Annotated in this window: 18 protein-coding genes; 14 read left to right on the top strand and 4 right to left on the bottom strand. The window is 38.8% G+C overall.

Going from position 1 to position 19,882, the window contains the following annotated elements; all coding sequences use genetic code 11:
- Positions 1-934: 934 nt before the first annotated feature.
- From MKY88_RS14545 to MKY88_RS14510, 8 genes are all read left to right on the top strand, one after another.
- Positions 935-2,218: an alpha/beta hydrolase gene (locus tag MKY88_RS14545; RefSeq protein ID WP_340814015.1), complete on the top strand. Its 1,284-nt coding sequence runs from the start codon at positions 935-937 to the stop codon at positions 2,216-2,218.
- Between the two features lie 11 nt (positions 2,219-2,229).
- A complete protein-coding gene (locus MKY88_RS14540; protein WP_083244702.1) occupies positions 2,230-2,544 on the top strand; it encodes a DUF3784 domain-containing protein in 315 nt (104 codons plus the stop codon).
- A gap of 550 nt (positions 2,545-3,094) precedes the next feature.
- Positions 3,095-4,291, top strand: coding sequence for a hypothetical protein (locus MKY88_RS14535; RefSeq protein WP_328200455.1), 1,197 nt, complete (start codon positions 3,095-3,097; stop codon positions 4,289-4,291).
- A gap of 13 nt (positions 4,292-4,304) precedes the next feature.
- Positions 4,305-5,483: an amidohydrolase gene (locus MKY88_RS14530; RefSeq protein ID WP_328201012.1), complete on the top strand. Its 1,179-nt coding sequence runs from the start codon at positions 4,305-4,307 to the stop codon at positions 5,481-5,483.
- 103 nt (positions 5,484-5,586) lie between these two features.
- Positions 5,587-5,739 carry a YpzG family protein gene (locus tag MKY88_RS14525; RefSeq protein WP_004231380.1) on the top strand — a complete coding sequence of 51 codons (153 nt, stop codon included), beginning with the start codon at positions 5,587-5,589 and terminating at the stop codon, positions 5,737-5,739.
- A gap of 120 nt (positions 5,740-5,859) precedes the next feature.
- Positions 5,860-6,396 carry a hypothetical protein gene (locus MKY88_RS14520; protein WP_340814014.1) on the top strand — a complete coding sequence of 179 codons (537 nt, stop codon included), beginning with the start codon at positions 5,860-5,862 and terminating at the stop codon, positions 6,394-6,396.
- Positions 6,397-6,416: 20 nt separating this feature from the next.
- On the top strand, positions 6,417-6,755 hold the full coding sequence (locus tag MKY88_RS14515; RefSeq protein ID WP_328200459.1) for a cupin domain-containing protein: 339 nt from the start codon (positions 6,417-6,419) through the stop codon (positions 6,753-6,755).
- A 282-nt stretch (positions 6,756-7,037) separates the two neighbouring features.
- A complete protein-coding gene (locus MKY88_RS14510) occupies positions 7,038-7,469 on the top strand; it encodes an NUDIX hydrolase (RefSeq protein ID WP_193832383.1) in 432 nt (143 codons plus the stop codon).
- Positions 7,470-7,519: 50 nt separating this feature from the next.
- Here the strand turns inward: MKY88_RS14510 and MKY88_RS14505 are convergent, their stop codons facing one another.
- The 3 genes from MKY88_RS14505 to mscL all read right to left on the bottom strand — a co-directional run bounded on the left by MKY88_RS14505 (position 7,520) and on the right by mscL (position 10,531).
- Positions 7,520-8,680 carry an aminotransferase class I/II-fold pyridoxal phosphate-dependent enzyme gene (locus tag MKY88_RS14505; RefSeq protein WP_340814013.1) on the bottom strand — a complete coding sequence of 387 codons (1,161 nt, stop codon included), beginning with the start codon at positions 8,678-8,680 and terminating at the stop codon, positions 7,520-7,522.
- 2 nt (positions 8,681-8,682) lie between these two features.
- Positions 8,683-9,798, bottom strand: a complete 1,116-nt coding sequence (locus MKY88_RS14500; RefSeq protein ID WP_258269072.1) for a methionine biosynthesis PLP-dependent protein — start codon at positions 9,796-9,798, stop codon at positions 8,683-8,685.
- A gap of 343 nt (positions 9,799-10,141) precedes the next feature.
- Positions 10,142-10,531, bottom strand: a complete 390-nt coding sequence (gene mscL, locus MKY88_RS14495; RefSeq protein WP_008180473.1) for a large conductance mechanosensitive channel protein MscL — start codon at positions 10,529-10,531, stop codon at positions 10,142-10,144.
- A gap of 193 nt (positions 10,532-10,724) precedes the next feature.
- Between mscL and MKY88_RS14490 the strand changes: the two genes are divergently transcribed.
- On the top strand, positions 10,725-11,423 hold the full coding sequence (locus MKY88_RS14490; protein ID WP_193832381.1) for a lytic transglycosylase domain-containing protein: 699 nt from the start codon (positions 10,725-10,727) through the stop codon (positions 11,421-11,423).
- A 35-nt stretch (positions 11,424-11,458) separates the two neighbouring features.
- Here the strand turns inward: MKY88_RS14490 and MKY88_RS14485 are convergent, their stop codons facing one another.
- Entirely contained in the window at positions 11,459-11,716 is a 258-nt protein-coding gene (locus tag MKY88_RS14485; protein WP_004231402.1) for a GlsB/YeaQ/YmgE family stress response membrane protein, read from the bottom strand.
- Positions 11,717-12,501: 785 nt separating this feature from the next.
- Between MKY88_RS14485 and MKY88_RS14480 the strand changes: the two genes are divergently transcribed.
- From MKY88_RS14480 to ilvN, 5 genes are all read left to right on the top strand, one after another.
- Entirely contained in the window at positions 12,502-13,677 is a 1,176-nt protein-coding gene (locus MKY88_RS14480; RefSeq protein ID WP_340814012.1) for an amino acid deaminase/aldolase, read from the top strand.
- Positions 13,665-14,987: a D-arabinono-1,4-lactone oxidase gene (locus MKY88_RS14475; protein ID WP_340814011.1), complete on the top strand. Its 1,323-nt coding sequence runs from the start codon at positions 13,665-13,667 to the stop codon at positions 14,985-14,987. Before MKY88_RS14480 ends, MKY88_RS14475 begins: the two co-directional genes overlap by 13 nt.
- A gap of 369 nt (positions 14,988-15,356) precedes the next feature.
- The gene (gene ilvD / locus MKY88_RS14470; RefSeq protein WP_008180485.1) at positions 15,357-17,027 is read left to right on the top strand and encodes a dihydroxy-acid dehydratase; all 1,671 of its coding nucleotides are present in this window, start codon (positions 15,357-15,359) and stop codon (positions 17,025-17,027) included.
- A gap of 480 nt (positions 17,028-17,507) precedes the next feature.
- Positions 17,508-19,274: a biosynthetic-type acetolactate synthase large subunit gene (ilvB, locus tag MKY88_RS14465; protein ID WP_193832377.1), complete on the top strand. Its 1,767-nt coding sequence runs from the start codon at positions 17,508-17,510 to the stop codon at positions 19,272-19,274.
- The gene (gene ilvN / locus MKY88_RS14460) at positions 19,271-19,786 is read left to right on the top strand and encodes an acetolactate synthase small subunit (protein ID WP_069481820.1); all 516 of its coding nucleotides are present in this window, start codon (positions 19,271-19,273) and stop codon (positions 19,784-19,786) included. Before ilvB ends, ilvN begins: the two co-directional genes overlap by 4 nt.
- Positions 19,787-19,882: the final 96 nt, after the last annotated feature.

The raw sequence follows: 19,882 nt of genomic DNA, 5'->3' as shown, positions 1-19,882 counted from the left end.
ACAATCCCCAATTCTGGAGACGCAGAATTGGGGTTTTTGTATGAAAACGTGGTAAGAGGACCAAATGATTGAAGGTTTTTTTAAAGGGCTTGAAACAATTAAACAAAAGATCACAAAGGAAGATGCAGCAAGGATGGTCGAATACAAAACATAAGTAGATATAGAATCGGTTTACGTAAAATGATTATTGAATTTTCGAATGGCGGTGTCTATGCACGATCAGCACTTAATAATTGTCGCTTCTCAACATTTTGTAATGGTAGAGGGAATCCTATAAGGAATGATTGTACGCCAAAGAAAAGATTATATTCATGCATAAACGAATGGGCAATGGTTCATAATAAGAGCGGAAACACTTATTAATCTAAACTGATGGGGAGGATGCAGAATGAGTAATAGTCAAACACCCAAAGACCAAGAATCTCAGGAAAGTCCGCCACAGCTGTGGAGGGTTGAAGCTTCTTAAAACTTAAGCCTAAAGGTGAAGCAGAGTTCTGTTTCACTGTAGATTAAGGTGAAGCGTAAATCATCCCAGTAAAAAATCAAATAGAAGCAATAAGTGTCCATGGATCCAGAATTATTCTGGGTCCTTTTTTAATGCTACTTATTAATGGAGGAAGGTGACCAAATTAAACTCCAAAAATACCTACAATTGACAACGAAAAAAATCTGTAATACTCTATATAGAACAGATTCTATTTGGTTTCAATTAGCCAATCGATTAATGGAATAACTGTGCAATTGCTTGGGGTTTAGAAAAAGAGCAAATGACAAAATTGTTCCAGCGAATTTTAAAACAAGGGAAGTAGGGGTATTATGCTTATAAATAGTAGGCATTTTTTATCCCAATACATACGATCCATCCTTGTAAGCTCAGAAAAATAAGGCATTGATTGGATAATCAATTAAGTTTCACATAGGGAGGGAGATTATAATGAGGAAATTGTTTGTGCTATGCTGTACGCTTTTACTTTTAGCTGGCTGTGGACAAAAGGGAGCGATTGCAGAACATAAAGAAACAAAGGGGGAAAGTGCCATGAGCGAACAGTTTATTGGAAAATGGGAAGGCAATATTGAAACACCGAATGGACAGATACCAATCATTGTTGATTTACAGAAAGATAGTGGTACTCTATCCGTCCCAGCACAGGGCATATCCAATTTCCCGTTGAAGAGAGTGAAATATACAGGTGATCAGGTAACGGTTTCCATTCATTTAAACGGCTCAGTAATTGCTATTAATGGTACTTTCAAAAATGAACAAATAGAAGCTACATTTCAACAAAATGGTGGGACCTTCCCACTTATCTTAAAGGCATATAAAGAGGAACCAGTAACTTATGAACCATTAAAGATTCCAGTTCAGCAAGGTGACCTAATAGTGGCTCTTCAAAAAGCCAATACAACATCTCCATCACCAGTCGCAGTTATTATAGCTGGCTCAGGGCCGACAGATAAGGATGGTAATTCAGTTTTAGCTGGTAAAAATAATAGTTTAAAAATGATTGCTGAAGGTTTGGCTCAGGAGGGAATTACAACTGTACGCTATGATAAACGAGGTATTGGGGATAATCAAGCGCTCTTGACCAAAGAAGAAGATGTGACGTTTGACCAATATGTTGAAGATGCAGTGCAAATCATCCAATCATTGCAGGCTAATAAAGCCTATACTAGTGTTCATGTTATTGGACATAGTGAAGGTTCATTAATTGGTTTATTAGCGGCTCAAAAAACAGGAGTAGAAACCTTTGTTTCGATTGCAGGTGCTGGGCGTCCGATGGATGAAGTATTAGTTGAGCAATTAAAAAGTCAGCTAGCACCAAATTTATTCAAAGAATCGAAGGACATTTTGACAGCTCTAAAGCAAGGGAAGCAAGTGAAAAGTATTTCGCCAGAATTACAAGCAGTCTTCCGTCCTTCTGTACAGCCTTTCCTTATTTCCGTATTAAAGTATAATCCAGCCGCAGAGCTTGGAAAAGTAAAGAGTCCTGTACTACTTGTGCAAGGAACGACCGATTTACAAGTGAAGGAAGCCGATGCAGAGGCATTAAAGAAAGGTAACCCTGATGCAAAGCTTCTTTATATGGAGGGGATGAACCATGTGTTGAAAAAGGCACCAGAAGACTATGCCGCGAATTTAGCAACCTATGCAGATCCAACACTTCCACTACATGAGGATTTACTACCAGCTATTCAACAATTTATTAATGGAAAGTAGGCTGATTCACTGTGGGTGTCTTTGTATATTTAATCATCATGCTTCCATTTCTCATCTTTGCCCTTGTATTATCACAGGGGAAAGGGACTTTTTTAATTACTGGCTTTAACACAATGTCACCTGACGAAAAAGATATGTATGACGAAATAGCACTTGCAAAATTTATGGGGAAGATGATGTATGGCTACTGTTTTTGTGTACTTTTATGGGTGCTGAACGAAATATTTCAAACACAGTGGTTATTTATTGTAGGTCTTGTTCTTTTCGTAGTACTTACGATATTTTTAATGATCTTTATGAACACAGGCAATCGATTTAAAAGATAAAAAATACAAAGAAGGACTTGATCGTAACAGCGACAAGTCCTTCTTTGTATGAGAATCATTATCATTTATCGAGAATTCTGTTAAACTAGAGCCATGTCAATGGTAAAACTAGAAGGAGTGAATGAGCTCAATGAAATTAAGCGACCATATACTTTTGTGGAATCACACGTACATTAAAATAATGGATATACGTTTTACTATGATGGAACAAGGAGAAGCATACGGCCCTTTCATTGCCAACGAATGCCTTTTTTTATACAAAAAGAGGCGATGCTTGGTCCTAATAACAATAATTTATGCATTTTGTATGACTATTTTATATATATTAGTAGCATAGAATATAGGAAATTAAGTAGAACCTATTAAGCATGGTTCTACTTTTTATAAATACTTAAAAAAACTGAATATTTAGGAAACCATAAAATTAGTGTCACGAATATGCTCGAAAAAGAGTTATTTTTCTTCTTTTCTGTAAAAATAGAATTTTTAGAATAATAAGTATTATTATAGAGGACATTAAAAAATTACTAGGTAAGGAGAATTATTTAATATGTCTCAAATGTTAGCACTGACGATAGTACTTGCTATTCTTTACATCGGGGATATTGTCGCAACAAGAACAAAGGCTTGGATTCCATCCGTGTTCGTCTGTGCGGTATTATTTTTAATCGGATATTGGACGTTTTTCCCGGAAGATATTGTTAGTATTGCCGGGATCGGACCAGTAGTTGCCACGATGTTAATGTATTTATTAATTACCAATATGGGGACACTTCTGTCACTCAAGGAATTGAAAAACCAGTGGAAAGCAATTGTCATTTCATTGGCCGGTATTGTAGGAATTATTGCTACTTTATTTACAATTGGCGCCATGATTTTTGATTTGAAAACGATGATTGTGGCAGTTCCACCATTAGTTGGAGGAGTTGTGGCTGCATTAGTCATGTCAGAAGGTGCCTCGGCAGCTGGCTTAGAGGATTTAGCAGTTTTTGCAATTGTTATTTATGTCATTCAAGGATTTGCAGGGTATCCGATTACTTCAATTGTATTAAAACGTGAAGCTAAACGTTTATTAAAAGAACACCAACAAGGTACGATACATACGATTTCACAAGTGCGGGAAGAAGAAAACTCAGCTACTGAACAGACTGAACAGCCTAAATTATTTAGGAAGATACCTGCAAATTATAATACAGAATACTTTAAATTTTTCCGATTGGCGTTTGTTGGTTTATTGGCCTACGGTACATCGACTGTATTGGCTCCAATTGTGACAGTTAATGCACTCGTACTGTGCTTAGTGTTTGGTGTACTTGCTTCAACATTTGGCTTTTTAGAAAAACAACCGTTACAAAAAGCAAATGGCTTCGGCTTTGCCATTATGGGCTTAATGCTCTTTATATTCGATGGCTTAAAACAGGCAACCCCTGAAATGCTGATGCGAATTATTGTGCCATTAGTTGTTTCTATTGCCCTAGCAGTAGTCGGCATGTATATTTTCTCGTTCATCGCAGGGAAAATATTAAAAGTTAGCCCGAACTTAGCGTTTGCAGTTTCCTTAACAGCGCTATATGGTTTCCCCGCAGATTATATTTTAACGAATGAAGTAGTGAAATCATCAACGACGGATGAAAAAGAGCGTGAAATGCTGCTAAGTCGTATGTTGCCACCTATGCTTGTTGGAGGCTTCATTAGTGTAACGATAACATCGGTTATTTTAGCGGGTATTTTCGTCAATTGGTTATAAAAAGGAGAGAGTAATCATGAGTAACATTAAACCTATCATTGCAGATCTTAACAGCGAGCTTGTGGCGATTCGCCAAAAATTACATAGTGAGCCGGAGCTTTCGTGGGAGGAATATGAAACAACGAATTATGTAGCAGCTTATTTAGATAAGCTCGGTATTCCTTATAGACGAACAGAGCCCACTGGTATTATTGCTGAATTAAAAGGGGACAAAGAAGGAAAAACAGTTGCCCTACGTGCGGATATGGATGCCTTGTCCGTTTATGAAATTCGAGAGGATATTCCATATCGATCTAAAACAAATGGAAAGATGCATGCCTGTGGTCATGATGCCCATACAGCCATGCTATTAATTGCAGCTAAAACTTTACATGCAGTACGTGACGAAATAGAAGGGACAGTTCGATTTATTTTCCAGCCTGCTGAAGAAGTAGCTACAGGGGCAAAAGCAATGGTTGAGCAAGGCGCTATGGAAGGTGTAGATAACGCATTCGGTATTCATATTTGGTCTCAAATAGACACTGGAAAAATCCAGTGCAATAAAGGACCCGCGTTTGCCTCTGCTGATATTTTTAAAGTAACTTTCAAAGGGCAAGGCGGTCATGCTGCAGCGCCACATGATGCTATCGATGCAGTGATGATTGCTTCGACCTTTGCGTTGAATGTTCAAACGGTTGTATCGCGTACGGTCAATCCACTTCGTCCAGCTGTCTTAACGATTGGTAAAATGGATGTCGGTACCCGTTTCAATGTAATTGCCGAAGATGCTATTTTGGAAGGAACTGTGCGTTGCTTCGATCAAGAAGTTCGTACGCATATTGAGGCGCAAATTCGCCATTATGCTGATCAAGTCGCAACACTCTATGGTGGGACAGCTGAGGTTATTTATGAATATGGTACACAAGCCGTCAATAACGATAATGCTAGTGCCGACTTAGTTGAACGTTTAGCGATTGAGCATTTTGGTTCTGAAGCTTATCATTTAGACGACCCAACAATGGGTGGCGAGGATTTCAGCTTTTACTTAGATGAAGTGCCAGGCTGTTTTGCATTAGTAGGCTCTGGAAATACAGAAAAAGATACACGCTGGGCCCATCATAATGGTCATTTTGATATTGACGAAGATGGTTTACGCATTGGAACAGAATTATATGTGCAATATGCATTAACTTGGCTAAAAGAAAATAAATAATATGAAAACGTAAGTGGTTATTTAAGTTGTATAATTCCATCCTAGCTGGTCATAATAAAAAAGATTTCACTTATGAAATCTATAATGATGAGGAGGATGAAAAATGAGTAGGTTCGAACAATTAGACCCCAAATCTCAAAAAATCCACCGCAACTGGTCAAGGATTAAGCGATCAAAATCGCAAGTAAACGGGGAAACGGAGATAACCCTTCATAACCGTCTCTTGCGAAGCGAAGCAAAGGCCCGTCAGTTTTAATCATGCTAGAAAAGTAAGTGTCATCGAGCCCAGAAATTTTCTGGGCTTTTCTTTTTGTGTAAAATTTATTGTATGATAATACTGAAAAGGGATTGAATAAAAAGGGGAGTGAAGCCAACTATGAACAATCTTATTCCTACTTATTTACAGCATTTTGCAAAAAGGATTCAACAGCCAGAAGGGGTCGAATCACAATTACAGCTTTGCTCTAGTTCAAATAATAAGCAATTTGAAATTCGGTATTACGGTGATTTATTAGCCTTAGAAGGGGAGGTTTTACCATTCATTTCAGGTTCAACTGCTAAAATCATTGCCAAGGACCCTTTAACAGCAGAGGAAATTTTGCTTTTTGATGCGACTTTACATGGTTATAATGCGTTGTTTTGTGATGACTATACGGAAGAACAACGTGGCAACCGTCCTCTTCAGCCATATAATATGCCCGCCACTGAAGTTATCTTATCATTTTTCTACAACATTGATTATGATGAAGAAGCGGATGACTATGAGGTGGATGAACAAGGAAATGTACAGTTAATGAATGGTGAAACAACAGATTGGGAGACGGTAAAAAAAAATGGCTATGATGCATTTGCTTTTTATTACAAAAAAGAAGATGGGACGTTATTAGCATTTGCTCAGGAAGAATTAGCATAGCGTGAAAGGAATCAAATTAGATGCAACTATTTCATTTTACTCAAGATTTAGCGAATCAAATTCACTCATATCAGTCCATCAATGCGTTTTATCAAAAAATCATGAAAACGGTAGTTCCCACGAATATCGGATTTATCTATATTAAGCCAAATGGTGTAGTAGGCATGCATGAAGCACCTGTGCCACAATTATTTATTGTTATTCAAGGTGAAGGCTGGGTTTGTGGTGAGGATGGAAAAAGAGTCGATATTGCAACAGGAGATGGCGTTCTTTGGCAACAAGGACAAGCACATGAATCTGGCAGTATATCAGGATTAACAGCGCTTGTCATTCAGGCCGAACAAATTAATCTTACATAAATACAAACGTGTGGTAGAGTACTGGGCAAATAGCAGAATGCATAAGACTGAAAAATGTATGCCAATCACTGCTCTGATGATGATAGTCCAATAAGACACTCTAAAATCGGGGACTAGATGCGATTTTAGAGGGAGGTATGATGCCGACTTCGACTAGTAATTTCTTGTACAAAAGTAATGTCATTTTCTTGCATCTGACGTATAATAAGTGTCAACACTTTTCACCTGTTATTCCAATTTTTATCTTTATTGTACCGCACAATTAGATAGGGGGAAGACTTCATGCAAGTAGTTGAAAAAGCATTTGGCTATATTACAAGAGAGCATGGGGAACAAATTCAAGTTCTCGTATTTGAACAAAATACAGTAGGGGCAGGTATTCAAGTTCCCAAAGGTACGATTGAAGAAGGGGAAACACCATTAGAGGCCGTAAAGCGGGAGATGTTGGAGGAGACAGGCCTAACAACACTTGTTGTTCAAGGGCTTATTGCACAGGATTATTTTAACCATCCATCAGGTGTTTTACAGAAGCGTTATTTTTATCATTTAACTACCTCCGATGAGACAAAGGAAACCTGGCAACATTATCCTACTGGGTTGAATGAAGCAGATTTACTTTTTTCTTTTTACTGGATATCAGCTGAGCAAGATACTTTGTTAGCAAAGGGGCATGGCGATTATTTATATCGCGTATTGGCTAAGGTGAAAAATTGAACTTACTGAAAAACCGCGTCATTATTGGCGCGGTTTTAACGTTTATTTGATTAAGCTTTTGCAGCGGCTTCTAGAGCTTGTGCAAAATCGGCTATTAAATCATCTACATGCTCGAGTCCTACAGAAAAACGTAAAAGTCCATCTGTGATCCCACGTTTGGCACGTTGCTCAGGCTCCATAGCGGCATGGCTCATCTTTGCCGGGTAGGAAAGAATGGATTCCACACCACCAAGTGAGACAGCGAAAACTGGGATTTTCATTGCCTCGACCAATGCTTTTGCCGAAGCATAGCTTGGTAAGCGGAAGGATAAAACTGCTCCAGAGCTTGTACTTTGACGCTGATGGATGTCATGACCTGGATGTGAGGAGAGGCCAGGGTAGTAGACTTGTTCAACTAGTGTATGAGTTGCTAAAAACTCGGCAATTTTTTGAGCAGATTGTGCAGAACGACTAAAGCGTACATCTGTCGTTTTAATGTTCTGCAAGAGTGTGAATGAATCCTGTACACCCAAAATATTGCCAAATGAATTTTGGATAAAGTATAAGTCCTGTCCAAGTTTTTCATCAGCTGTGACTGTTAATCCTGCAATAATATCAGAATGCCCCGATAAAAACTTCGTCGCACTATGAATAACGACATCAACACCTAATTCTAACGGACGTTGATGTAATGGAGTCATAAATGTATTATCCAAAAATGTATGACACTGGTGTTGTTTCGCCAGTTCTACTACACCACGAATATCTGTAATGCCTAGCGTTGGATTAGATGGTGTTTCCATATAAAGCAGTTTTGTAGCAGGCGTTATAGAGGCTTCCACGGCTGCTAAATCCGTGAAATCTACAAAAGTATGGGAAATGCCAAATCGCGGTAATACCTTTGTCACAAAACGATATGTTCCACCATAAACATCTTCAGTCATGACGATATGGTCGCCCTGTGATAACAGCATTAAAGCTGCTGAGACGGCAGCAATCCCTGAAGAAAAGGCATGGGCACGAACTCCACCTTCAAGCTCTGCTATCGCTTTTTCTAGAGCATCGCGCGTAGGGTTACCGGAACGAGCATAATCATATTCGCCAAACTCATCAATACTCTCTTGGTGGAAAGTAGAGGAAAGGTACATAGGAACATTGACTGCCCCTTTTTTATTTGAGTAGCCATCACGAACACCCGCGTGAATGAGGCTAGTTTCAATATGTTGCTTCATTATTATGCCTCTTTTCTTAGGATATTAAATACTTGTCGTAAGTCTGCGATTAAATCTTCTGCCTCCTCAATACCAACTGAGAAGCGTAGTAAACGATCGCAAACACCACGTTCAACTCGTTCTTCATAAGGCATATCTGCATGTGTTTGAGTCGCTGGGTATGTAATAAAGCTTTCCACACCACCAAGACTTTCAGCAAAAGTAATTAACTTTAAGTTACGAAGGAATGGGTCAATCCACTCAGGCTTTTGTAAGCGGAATGACAGCATACCACCTTTTCCTGTATAAAGGACATCGGTAACTAGTGCCTCGTCCTCTAAATAAGCAGCAATGGCTTTAGCATTGGCATCATGTTGCTTTAAGCGAAGGTGCATTGTTTTTAAGCCACGAATAAGTAACCAAGAATCCATAGCACCAAGCACCATGCCGCTACCATTATGAATAAAACCAATGCGTTCCGCTAATTCTGTGCCTTTAGCTACCACGATTCCAGCCAAGACATCATTATGCCCGCCAATATATTTTGTTGCAGAGTGAAGCACAATATCTGCTCCCAAATCAATAGGACGTTGGAAGTATGGTGTATAGAATGTATTATCTACAATTAACAATGCACCATGCTTATGTGCAAGCTCAGCATATACTTGTAAATCAAATTCCTGCATAAGCGGATTCGTTGGTGTTTCGATGAATAATGCACGTGTATTTTCATTTATTAATGCTTCTACCTGCTCCACTGATTCGAATTTTGAATAAACAGGCTTAATATTATATGTTTCTTGGAAGAAGTTAAATAGTCTATATGTACCGCCATATAAATCATCTGGCACCACTAATTCATCGCCTGGTTTAAATATAGATAATACTAATTGGATGGCAGCCATCCCAGAGCTACAGGCAAAGCCCATATCTCCACCCTCTAAATCAGCAAAGCCTGCTTCTAAAAGAGCACGGGTTGGATTTTTTGTACGTGTGTAGTCAAAGCCTGTAGATTCCCCGATCCCAGCATGTTTATAAGCCGTTGATAAATGGATAGGTGGACTAACCGCTCCGGTTGTTGGGTCACTTAAATTGCCTAGTTGAACAAGTTTTGTTTCAATGCTTCTGTTTAATGTCATGACGTCACTCTTTTCTCCAATATTATGTAAAGCGGGACTATTCGCTTTTCATTTAATAGTAGTAATCTCAATAATTGTTACCAATTTAACATGGATATTCAAGAAGAACAAGGGTGATTTCAGAAAATTAGCTAGATTATTTTATGTTAATCACGTAGGAATAGTAGGTTATAGTGGGGAATGGATCATTTCTATGTCTGACAATGCGGCTTCACTGGAAGTAAGTTCATTAATCGTTGAGGGAGTAATGTGGATTTGAAGAAAAGCCATTGGAGGTATTTTTCTGCTAATGAAAAAGAATCTGCCTCATTGGATTGAGACAGATTCGAATTAGCGATAGATATTAGGCTTGTTCCTTTTTTAATAAATCGCGGATTTCCTTTAGAAGCTCTTCCTTGGCATCCAGCTCAGGAGTTGGTTCTTCCACGACTGCTTCTTCCTTTTTATTGGTAAGCTTCGTCATAATTCGTAAAGCCATAAAAATTGCAAACGCAATAATTAAAAAATCAATAATTGATTGTAAAAATACACCTAATTTGATTTGAGCGTCACCTGAGCCATAGACAAAGCTTGCTGTTAAATCAATACCACCTGTTAACACACCAACTAATGGCATAATGATATTTTCAACTAAGGAGGTTACAATTTTACCGAAAGCACCACCAATGACAACTGCTACTGCTAAATCGATAATATTGCCTTTCATCGCAAATTCTTTAAAGTCTTTCCACAAAATAAAATTCCTCCCTATTATGATCCTTAAAATTAATCAATTTGTATTTTACTATATTTTTCCCAAGTCTTTCAACTGCTTTCGTAGTGGAAATGATGTCCTATGCTGCTAGGTTGTATGACTTAAAAAATTTCACTACTTATTTCGAGAAATTTGGTAATATGGAAGTAGACTACTAGATTAGGTGTGACTTATGGCTAAAAAAAAGAATAACAAACCGATGTTATCACCCGCGACAAAATTGGGTATGATAGCATTATTGATTCCAATTGCAATAACCGTATATGTCCTTACTTTTTTTGCTTGGAAGGAGCTTCAAACCTTACCGATTTTTGAAAAGCTTGCTCAGGAAAAGGCAATAGAAGAAATTCAGGAGCATTTTGATATAAGCATTCCTGAAAAATTTATTCCTGTATACATAGCGGCGGAGGAGAAGTATGGCGTACCGTGGACTCTACTTGCTGCACACCATCGAATTGAGACTCGTTTTTCGACGGTGAAAACGATGGTATCGTCAGCAGGCGCAGTAGGGCATATGCAATTTATGCCTTGCACATTTGTTGGCTGGAAGCATCCCACTTGCTCAGGTTTAGGGAAGGGGAATATTTCCAAGACAGAGTTAATGAGCCCGCAGATCATTGCGAAATATGGGGGATATGGTGTTGATGCAAATGGGGATGGGATTGCAGATCCATATGACATAGAGGATGCCGTTTTTAGTGCAGCTAATTACTTGTCGAAATATGGTGCGGCAAAAGGTGACATTAAAAAGGCAGTTTTTCAATATAACCACAGTGAGGAATATGTGGAAAATGTGTTGTCTTACTATCAATTGTACAATTCTTATCATGATGAGTTAAAAGCGGCAGTCCTTTTACATCAAGAAAAATAAAGAGCCATCACATTGGATGGCTCTTCATCGCATATTTAAGTCGCTTTACGCATACCTTTGAGAATAAGGCTTACGATAAATATCAGCACGATAGCACCGATTAACGCAGGGAATACGTAGAAATCACTAACTCTCCAACCCCAGTTCCCTAAAACCATACTACCAATCCAAGAACCGACAATCCCCGCTATAATATTACCGATGATACCACCAGGTACATCCTTACCTAAAATTACGCCTGCTAACCATCCAAGAATCCCTCCGATGATTAAATACCAAATGAAGCTAATCATATTTCTCATCTCCTTAAAGTTAAGATATAATGGCGATTACTTAGTTATACCCTGAATGAAGCAGATTAAACGTTGCCATCTTTTTTAGTAATAATTACATGCTTTTATCAGGCTGTCGTCAAACCTTGCAGCTCTTTCACCATGTCAATTGATCGTTAGCTGGAGTGACAGCCAAATCATCTGCATAAATTGTTGCAAAAATGCCTACATTACATAGAACAGCTTTTATATGATATATACACCGATTATCGCTTACTTCTATAGTATGTTTGCGCCTTCAAATCGTACCTAAAATACATTCACCTACTTTCGAAAGAAATGAATAAGCCTTTTCTAAAATTATCTGCAAAAACAGCCTATTCATTAGTAAAAAATATTTTTGATTCATCACCTCGATCGCCCATGCATACTTTATTTAGCACATTCCTTATAGGTAGCCTTTTTAAATGGGTAATTTTCCATTATTTGAATAGTTTGAAAAATGAACTAAAAAAGAATATAATGTGAAAAAGGAGCGTGGTATATATGAATATGGCTGTAATGAAACGATTAAATCGTCAAGGTTTACTAATAGCGGGCTTGCATTTGTTAGTTTTATTAAATCTAGCAGCGGATTTCCTATACGCATCGTAACCAATTTAATAGAAAGGTGAATGAAATGTTTGTCCCATTTTAAAACAACCGTGTAGGCATTGTTAGTTAACTGCTCACGGTTGTTTTTATTTTGATTAAAGGAATTATTCTATTACATGTCTAATACTTAGTACTTAAAAGGGAGGGATTAAATGACAACAAGATGGGATCAACCGTTTTGTCATTTGGAACGGCCATTTGCGTGGTTGGATTTTGATGCACTTGATAAAAATATTCAAATTGTACAGGATGCATGTGGGGGAAAACCAATTCGTTTAGCAACAAAATCGATTCGTTCAGTAGAGGTGCTTCGCTATATTCAAAACAAACTTGAGAATGTAATAGGATTTATGACTTTCACAGCAGCAGAGACGATTTTTTTATTGCAGCAGCAGTTCGATGATTTGTTATTAGGCTATCCAGTGATGGAAGAGACGGCTATACGTCAATTATTGCACTTTGTTCAAGAGGGGAAAACCGTTACGTTTATGGTTGATCGACATGAACATATCCAACTATTAGCGAAGTTAGGGAATGAAATGGGTGTGCGTGTCCCAGTTTGCATTGATATTAATGTTTCAAATGATTTTAAATTATTGTACTTTGGTACGAAACGTTCATCATTATATTCCCTTGAGACGTTAACTCCATTTTTGCAAGCAATAAAAAATAATCCTTCTATTGAAGTAGTTGGGGCTATGGGCTATGAGGCGCAAATCGCTGGTGTTGGTAATCGTCCAGCGAATGTTTTAAAGGGTAGAGTAATAGAAGCCATGCAAGCACAGGCGAAAAAGCAGGTCACTCAATTTCGTCGATTAGCTGTAGCTCATATCAAAGCCTACTTTCCAACTTTACGTTTTATTAATGGAGGAGGCTCAGGTAGTATGACTTACACAACTCAACAGAAAGAAGTGACTGAAATTACGGTTGGCTCTGCATTTTATGCCCCTGCTCTTTTTGACCAATTTACCCATTTGCAGCTTGAAAAAGCAGCTGGATTTGCCTTACGTGTCACGAGACAGCCTGAAAAAAATATCGTTGTTTGTCATGGTGGGGGATATACAGCTTCTGGTGCGATTGGTAGTGATCGGTTACCTGTATTCTATGAACCTACCAATTTTGCATATCTTAGCTTAGAAGGCGCCGGAGAGGTGCAAACACCGATTAAGGTCAAAGGGGAAAACATTCAAATTGGTGATACCATTTATTTTCGACATGCTAAGGCTGGGGAGCTTTGTGAGCGATTCCAATTATTACATGGTGTTCGAGGGGACAAGTATGTAGGACCTTTTACAACTTACAGGGGGGATGGACAATGTTTTCTATAGAAAAGTGGAAGAATGGAGAAAAATGGACAAATTGGGCTGGGAATGTTATTTCCTATCCAAGTGAAATGTATTTACCTCATTCCATTGAAGAGGTTTCAATGATTGTTAAACATGCACGTGAATCAGCAAAGACGATTCGTGTTACAGGTGCAGCACACTCATTTAGCGCTGTGGCAATGCCGGAGCATATAGCTATTTCCTTACATAATATGCGCGGATTAATCGCTGTGAATGAGGAAAAGCAGGAGGCTACATTATGGGCTGGAACCTATTTATATGAAATTGGACCAATGTTAGCAAAGCATGGCTTTGCATTAATTAATATGGGAGATATTCAGGAGCAAACCATTGCAGGTGCCGTTTCAACGGGTACACATGGCACAGGGATTACACTTGGTTCCTTATCCTCGACCGTGATGTCGTGGGGGTTTGTGGATGGGACGGGAACTTATCAGGAGCATCGACGAGGAATGGACGATTTATCTGAAGCGCTTCATGTCTCGCTAGGAATGCTCGGTATTCTTGTCAAAGTAACGATCAAAGTCATGCCATTATATGGTCTGCATTATGTGGGGGCAAGAGATACTTTAGCTAATGGACTCTTTGGATTTGCAGAGGATATCCAACAACATCGTCATGTGGAATGGTTCTATTTCCCTGGTAGTGAGACGATTCAAGTGAAGCGAATGAATGTTGTGGCCCCTGTCTATCAAAGCGAGTGGAATAAGAAAATAAAAAACCTCAAGTTACAAATTGTAGAAAATGGTGCTTTTTTTGCGATGTCTGAGCTGTGTAAGTGGAAACCAGCTTTAAGTGGTACCATGAGTAAAATAGCAGCGGCTAATGTGGTGGAAAGTGAAAAAATAGGTATAAGCTATGAAATTTACCCTTCCCCTCGTAGTGTGAAGTTCCAGGAAAGTGAATATGCTATCCCATTATCTCAATTTGAAGCTTGTCTAGAGGAAATTCATGCAACCTTTAAAAAGGGTGTTTTTAATGTTCATTTTCCATTAGAATGTCGAACAACTGCAGGGGAAGCTGGTTTTTTAAGCCCTACACAGGGGCGTGAATCAGCCTTTATCGCCTTCCATATGTATAAAGGAATGTCAGAGGAGCCCTATTTTAAATGGGTGCATACGTTGATGCAAAAATATGAAGGTCGTCCACATTGGGGAAAACAACATCATTTAACGGCTCAAAAGGTTTATGAATTATATCCTGAAATTGAAAAGTTTTTAAACATTCGACACCAATATGATCCCAATCATGTGTTTTTTACAAGATATTTAAAAAAATTATTTCTATTGTAAGCGCTATCTCCTTTTCCGTCCTTTCCAACCCTCTGTTCATATTTAGAAAATTATCGTTCTATATTTTTAAAAAATTAAAATTTGAACGAAATGTCAAAATTTTTATCAAAACGAGATAAAACTGATGCTTAATCAGCATGTAAACGATTTCAATTTTGACAGATTTTTTGAATTGTTTAAACAATTCAAAAAATAGTGTTGACGAGACCTTTTTTTCGTACTATGATAACAACAATTTAACACGTTCGTTACAGCAGTAGTACTCTAGAAAGCTGTTATCTATAAACAAAAAATAAATAGACAGAAGATTTTGATTTTGTATATAGCAACGAACATAGTATGGAAAGCAATAAATGAGGGGCGTTTAAAATGAGAAGTGACATGATAAAAGTAGGCGTAGATCGAGCGCCACATCGAAGTCTTTTATATGCAACAGGCAAAGTAAAAGCAAAAGATTTAGGCAAGCCATTTATTGGGGTTTGTAACTCCTATATCGACATAATACCAGGTCACGTTCATTTACGTACGTTCGCTGATGTTGTAAAAGAAGCCATTATTGAAGCGGGTGGTATTCCATTCGAATTTAATACAATTGGTGTCGATGATGGTATTGCAATGGGGCATATTGGTATGCGCTATTCATTACCAAGTCGTGAAATTATAGCAGACTCAGCCGAGACGGTTATTAATGCACACTGGTTTGATGGCGTATTTTATATTCCAAACTGTGACAAAATTACACCAGGTATGCTTATGGCAGCAGTTCGTACTAACGTACCATCGATTTTTGTGTCGGGTGGTCCAATGGAGGCAGGTACATCTGCCTCAGGCAAACAACTTTCATTAACTTCTGTTTTTGAAGGTGTCGGTGCTCATAAATCAGGAAATATGTCTGCTGAAGAGCTATTAGATATAGAAAATAATGCTTGTCCGACTTGCGGTTCCTGTTCAGGGATGTTTACCGCAAACTCTATGAACTGTTTAATGGAAATGCTAGGTGTTGCTTTACCAGGTAATGGAACAATCGTAGCTACTTCTGAAGAGCGTCATAAGCTGATTAAAGAAGCGGCGAAACAATTAATTCGTATGGTGAAGGAAGACATTAAGCCACGCGATATTATTACAAAAGAGGCAATTGACGATGCTTTTGCATTAGATATGGCTATGGGCGGCTCTACTAACACGGTTCTACATACATTAGCCATTGCCAATGAAGCAGAAATAGATTACAACATTGAGGATATTAATAAAGTCGCAGAACGAGTACCCTATTTAGCAAAAATCATGCCTGCTTCCGATATTTCAATGGATGATATTAATAAAGCTGGTGGCGTTAGTGCCATTATTAATGAATTGGTGTCTATTCCAGGCGCTATACATCCTAATCGTCCAACAGTGGCAGGAGTGACAATGGGTGAGTTAGTTAAAGATCATCACATTACGAATAATCAAGTCATTCGAACGAAAGAAAATCCATATAGTGCTGTAGGCGGTTTATCGGTGTTATTTGGTAACATCGCACCAGAAGGCTCAGTGATTAAAGTCGGCGCAGTAGATCCCTCCATCCAAGTATTCAAAGGTCAAGCAATCGTCTTTGATTCACAGGAGGCAGCACAAGAAAATATTGATAATGGAATAGTAAAAGAGGGCCATGTAGTCGTCATTCGCTATGAAGGTCCTAAAGGTGGCCCAGGAATGCCAGAAATGCTGGCACCAACATCTGCGATTCAAGGTCGTGGCCTTGGTACAAAAGTGGCATTGATCACAGATGGGCGTTTCTCAGGGGCATCACGCGGTATTTCAATCGGACATATTTCACCAGAAGCTGCTGAAGGTGGTCCAATTGCTTTAGTCGAAGACGGAGATATGATTGAAATTGATCTACCAAATCGTACGATTAATTTACAAGTTTCAGAGGAAGTTTTAGCTGAACGTCGTGCAAAATTACCAGTCTTTGAGCCTAAAATCAAACGTGGTTGGCTCGCAAGATATTCAAAATTAGTGACGAACGCTTCCACTGGTGGCGTTATGAAGATTTAAAACTAGATAAATGAAAACGTTGATGAGGTTAAAGGTTCTAGAGCCTTGTATCTACCAGAGAGCCGGTCGTGCTGGAAGCCGGCGATACAACTAGATCCGACATCCCCTCGGAGTGAGCTATTAAACGTGTTTACACCATTAGATAGCTCCGGGCATATTCGAAAGTGCTCGTTATTAATGAATAAATGTTTTATGACACCCTATTGGATGCGATATCTTCCGCATAGGTGCATAAATGCTGTCATTTATTCGCGAGGTAGCAATTATTTGCTATAAAAAAGGGTGGTACCATGGAAAGTCTTTTTCATCCCTACGTAAGGTAGTTCTTTGCGTGTGGAGAAAAAGGCTTTTTATTATTTTCACAATGGAATGAGCATACTCTTCTTCTTCGGTAGGAGAGCATAGACTAACCAGCTAGTGACACTTCACTAATCTACAACGCTGATGTGTGAGTTTAAAAGAAATAAAGGAGGCATATTGATGAGTGCGAATGTTTCAATCAATGAAAAAGAACAATTAGCAACAACTGCAACAGTTGAGCAAACCTATCAAGCAAAGGACGGGGCCGACGTACTAGTGCAGGCATTGCACGATCAGGGCGTTGAAATCATCTTTGGCTATCCAGGTGGTGCTGTATTACCAATTTATGATGCAATGTATAAAAATCCAATCCGTCATATTTTAACAAGACATGAGCAGGGTGCTATCCATGCGGCGGAAGGCTATGCGCGTGTTTCAGGGAAAACGGGTGTGGTCATTGCTACAAGTGGCCCAGGCGCAACAAACCTTGTTACAGGGATAGCCGATGCCATGATTGATTCCATACCATTAGTGGTATTTACTGGTCAGGTTGCAACTTCTGTTATTGGCACAGATGCTTTCCAAGAAGCGGATATTATGGGGATTACAACACCAATTACCAAGCATAATTATCAAGTACAAGATGTAAATGACATCCCACGTATTGTCAAAGAAGCTTTCCATATTGCCAGCACAGGTCGTAAGGGGCCAGTTGTCGTTGACTTCCCAAAGGACGTTTCACAAATGCTGTTTGATGTAGAAAATCCGCCTCAAGCACCGGATGAAATTTATTTACCAGGCTATCAACCAACCTATAAGCCTAACTACTTACAAGTTCAAAAGGCGATACAAGCAATTTCTTTAGCAAAAAATCCAGTCATCTTAGCTGGTGCAGGTGTTCTTTTTGCAGACGCACGTGAAGAATTAACGGCATTCGCTGAAAAATACCGTATCCCTGTAACGAATACTTTACTAGGCTTAGGCTCCATCCACGGTGAACATGAATTATTCCTAGGGATGGCCGGCATGCACGGTACAGCAACAGCGAACACAGCTATAACAAAGGCAGATTTACTACTTAATATTGGTGCTCGATTTGATGATCGCTTAACAGGTAATTTAGCTACATTTGCACCAAATGCGACAATTGTTCATATCGATATTGATCCTGCTGAAATTGGTAAAAACGTACCGACAGATATTCCGATTGTGGCAGATGCAAAAGAAGCATTGAAAGCGATACTGAAAAAGGATTTTGATGGTCCTGATACAACGGATTGGCTAGCCTATTTAAGAAATCACGCCAATGATTATCCATTATGGTATTGCAAGAATGAACATGATCAGGAAATTTTACCACAAGAGGCATTGCGATTAGTTCATAAGATTACAGAGGGTGATGCCATTGTGACAACAGATGTTGGCCAGCATCAAATGTGGACAGCGCAGTATTATCATTTAAATAACGATCATGCATGGGTAACGTCTGGTGGACTTGGTACGATGGGCTTCGGCTTCCCAGCCGCAATTGGTGCCCAATTTGCGAAGCCAGACAAAAAAGTTATTTCAATTGTAGGAGATGCAGGTTTTCAAATGACCGCACAGGAGCTGTCCATTTTACAGGAATTTAATTTACCAGTAAAAATAGTGATTTTGAATAATAGCTGTTTAGGGATGGTTCGTCAATGGCAAGAAACATTCTATGAAGAGCGTTATTCGTCCTCACTTATGCCAATCCAACCGGATTTTGTTAAATTGGCGGATGCGTATAGCATTAAAGGCTATCGCATTAACACAATTGATGAAGCGGAAGCTATTTTCCGAGAGGCATTACTTTCGGATGAGCCTGTGTTAATCGATTGTCGTGTGAAACAGCTTGAATGTGTATACCCAATGGTAGCACCAGGCAAAGGCCTACATGAAATGATTGGGGTGAAAAAGAATTGAAACGAGTAATTACCGTAACTGTGATTAACCAAAGTGGTGTGTTAAACCGATTAACAGGTTTACTTATGAAACGTCAGTTTAATATTGAATCCATTACAGTTGGTCATACAGAGCAACCGAATTTTTCAAAAATGACCTTTGTTGTCAACGTAGAGGATGAGGGCAAAATTGAACAACTAGTGAAGCAATTATCCAAACAAATTGATGTATTAAAGGTTAATGATATTACTGACAAATCGATTGTCCTGCGAGAACTAGCACTAGTAAAGGTTATTTCACCGCCAAATTTACGCTTGGAAATGAATTCGATTGTCGAACCGTTCCGCGCTCAAATAATTGACACAGCTAAAAATGTAGTGACGTATCAAGTCGTAGGACACCCAGAAAAAATAGATGCCTTTATTGAACTCATTCGACCATATGGCATTAAAGAACTTACACGTACAGGGGCAACTGCCTCAGTTCGTGAAACACAAAAAATCTCAAATCCGCAGCTCTCTATTTTAAAATAGTTTGCCTATAAAATTGATAGCTTTGGATGTGGGCACTACCAAAATGTCATGCATCTAGAGCTGTGAAAATAAACCAAATTCTAGGAGGAAACAACA

Origin of the sequence: Lysinibacillus sp. FSL R7-0073 (assembly GCF_038009065.1) — a bacterium.
Lineage (GTDB): Bacteria > Bacillota > Bacilli > Bacillales_A > Planococcaceae > Lysinibacillus > Lysinibacillus fusiformis.
The sequence above is the reverse complement of the archived record's forward strand: the minus strand, read 5'-3'. Positions and strand labels throughout refer to the sequence as shown.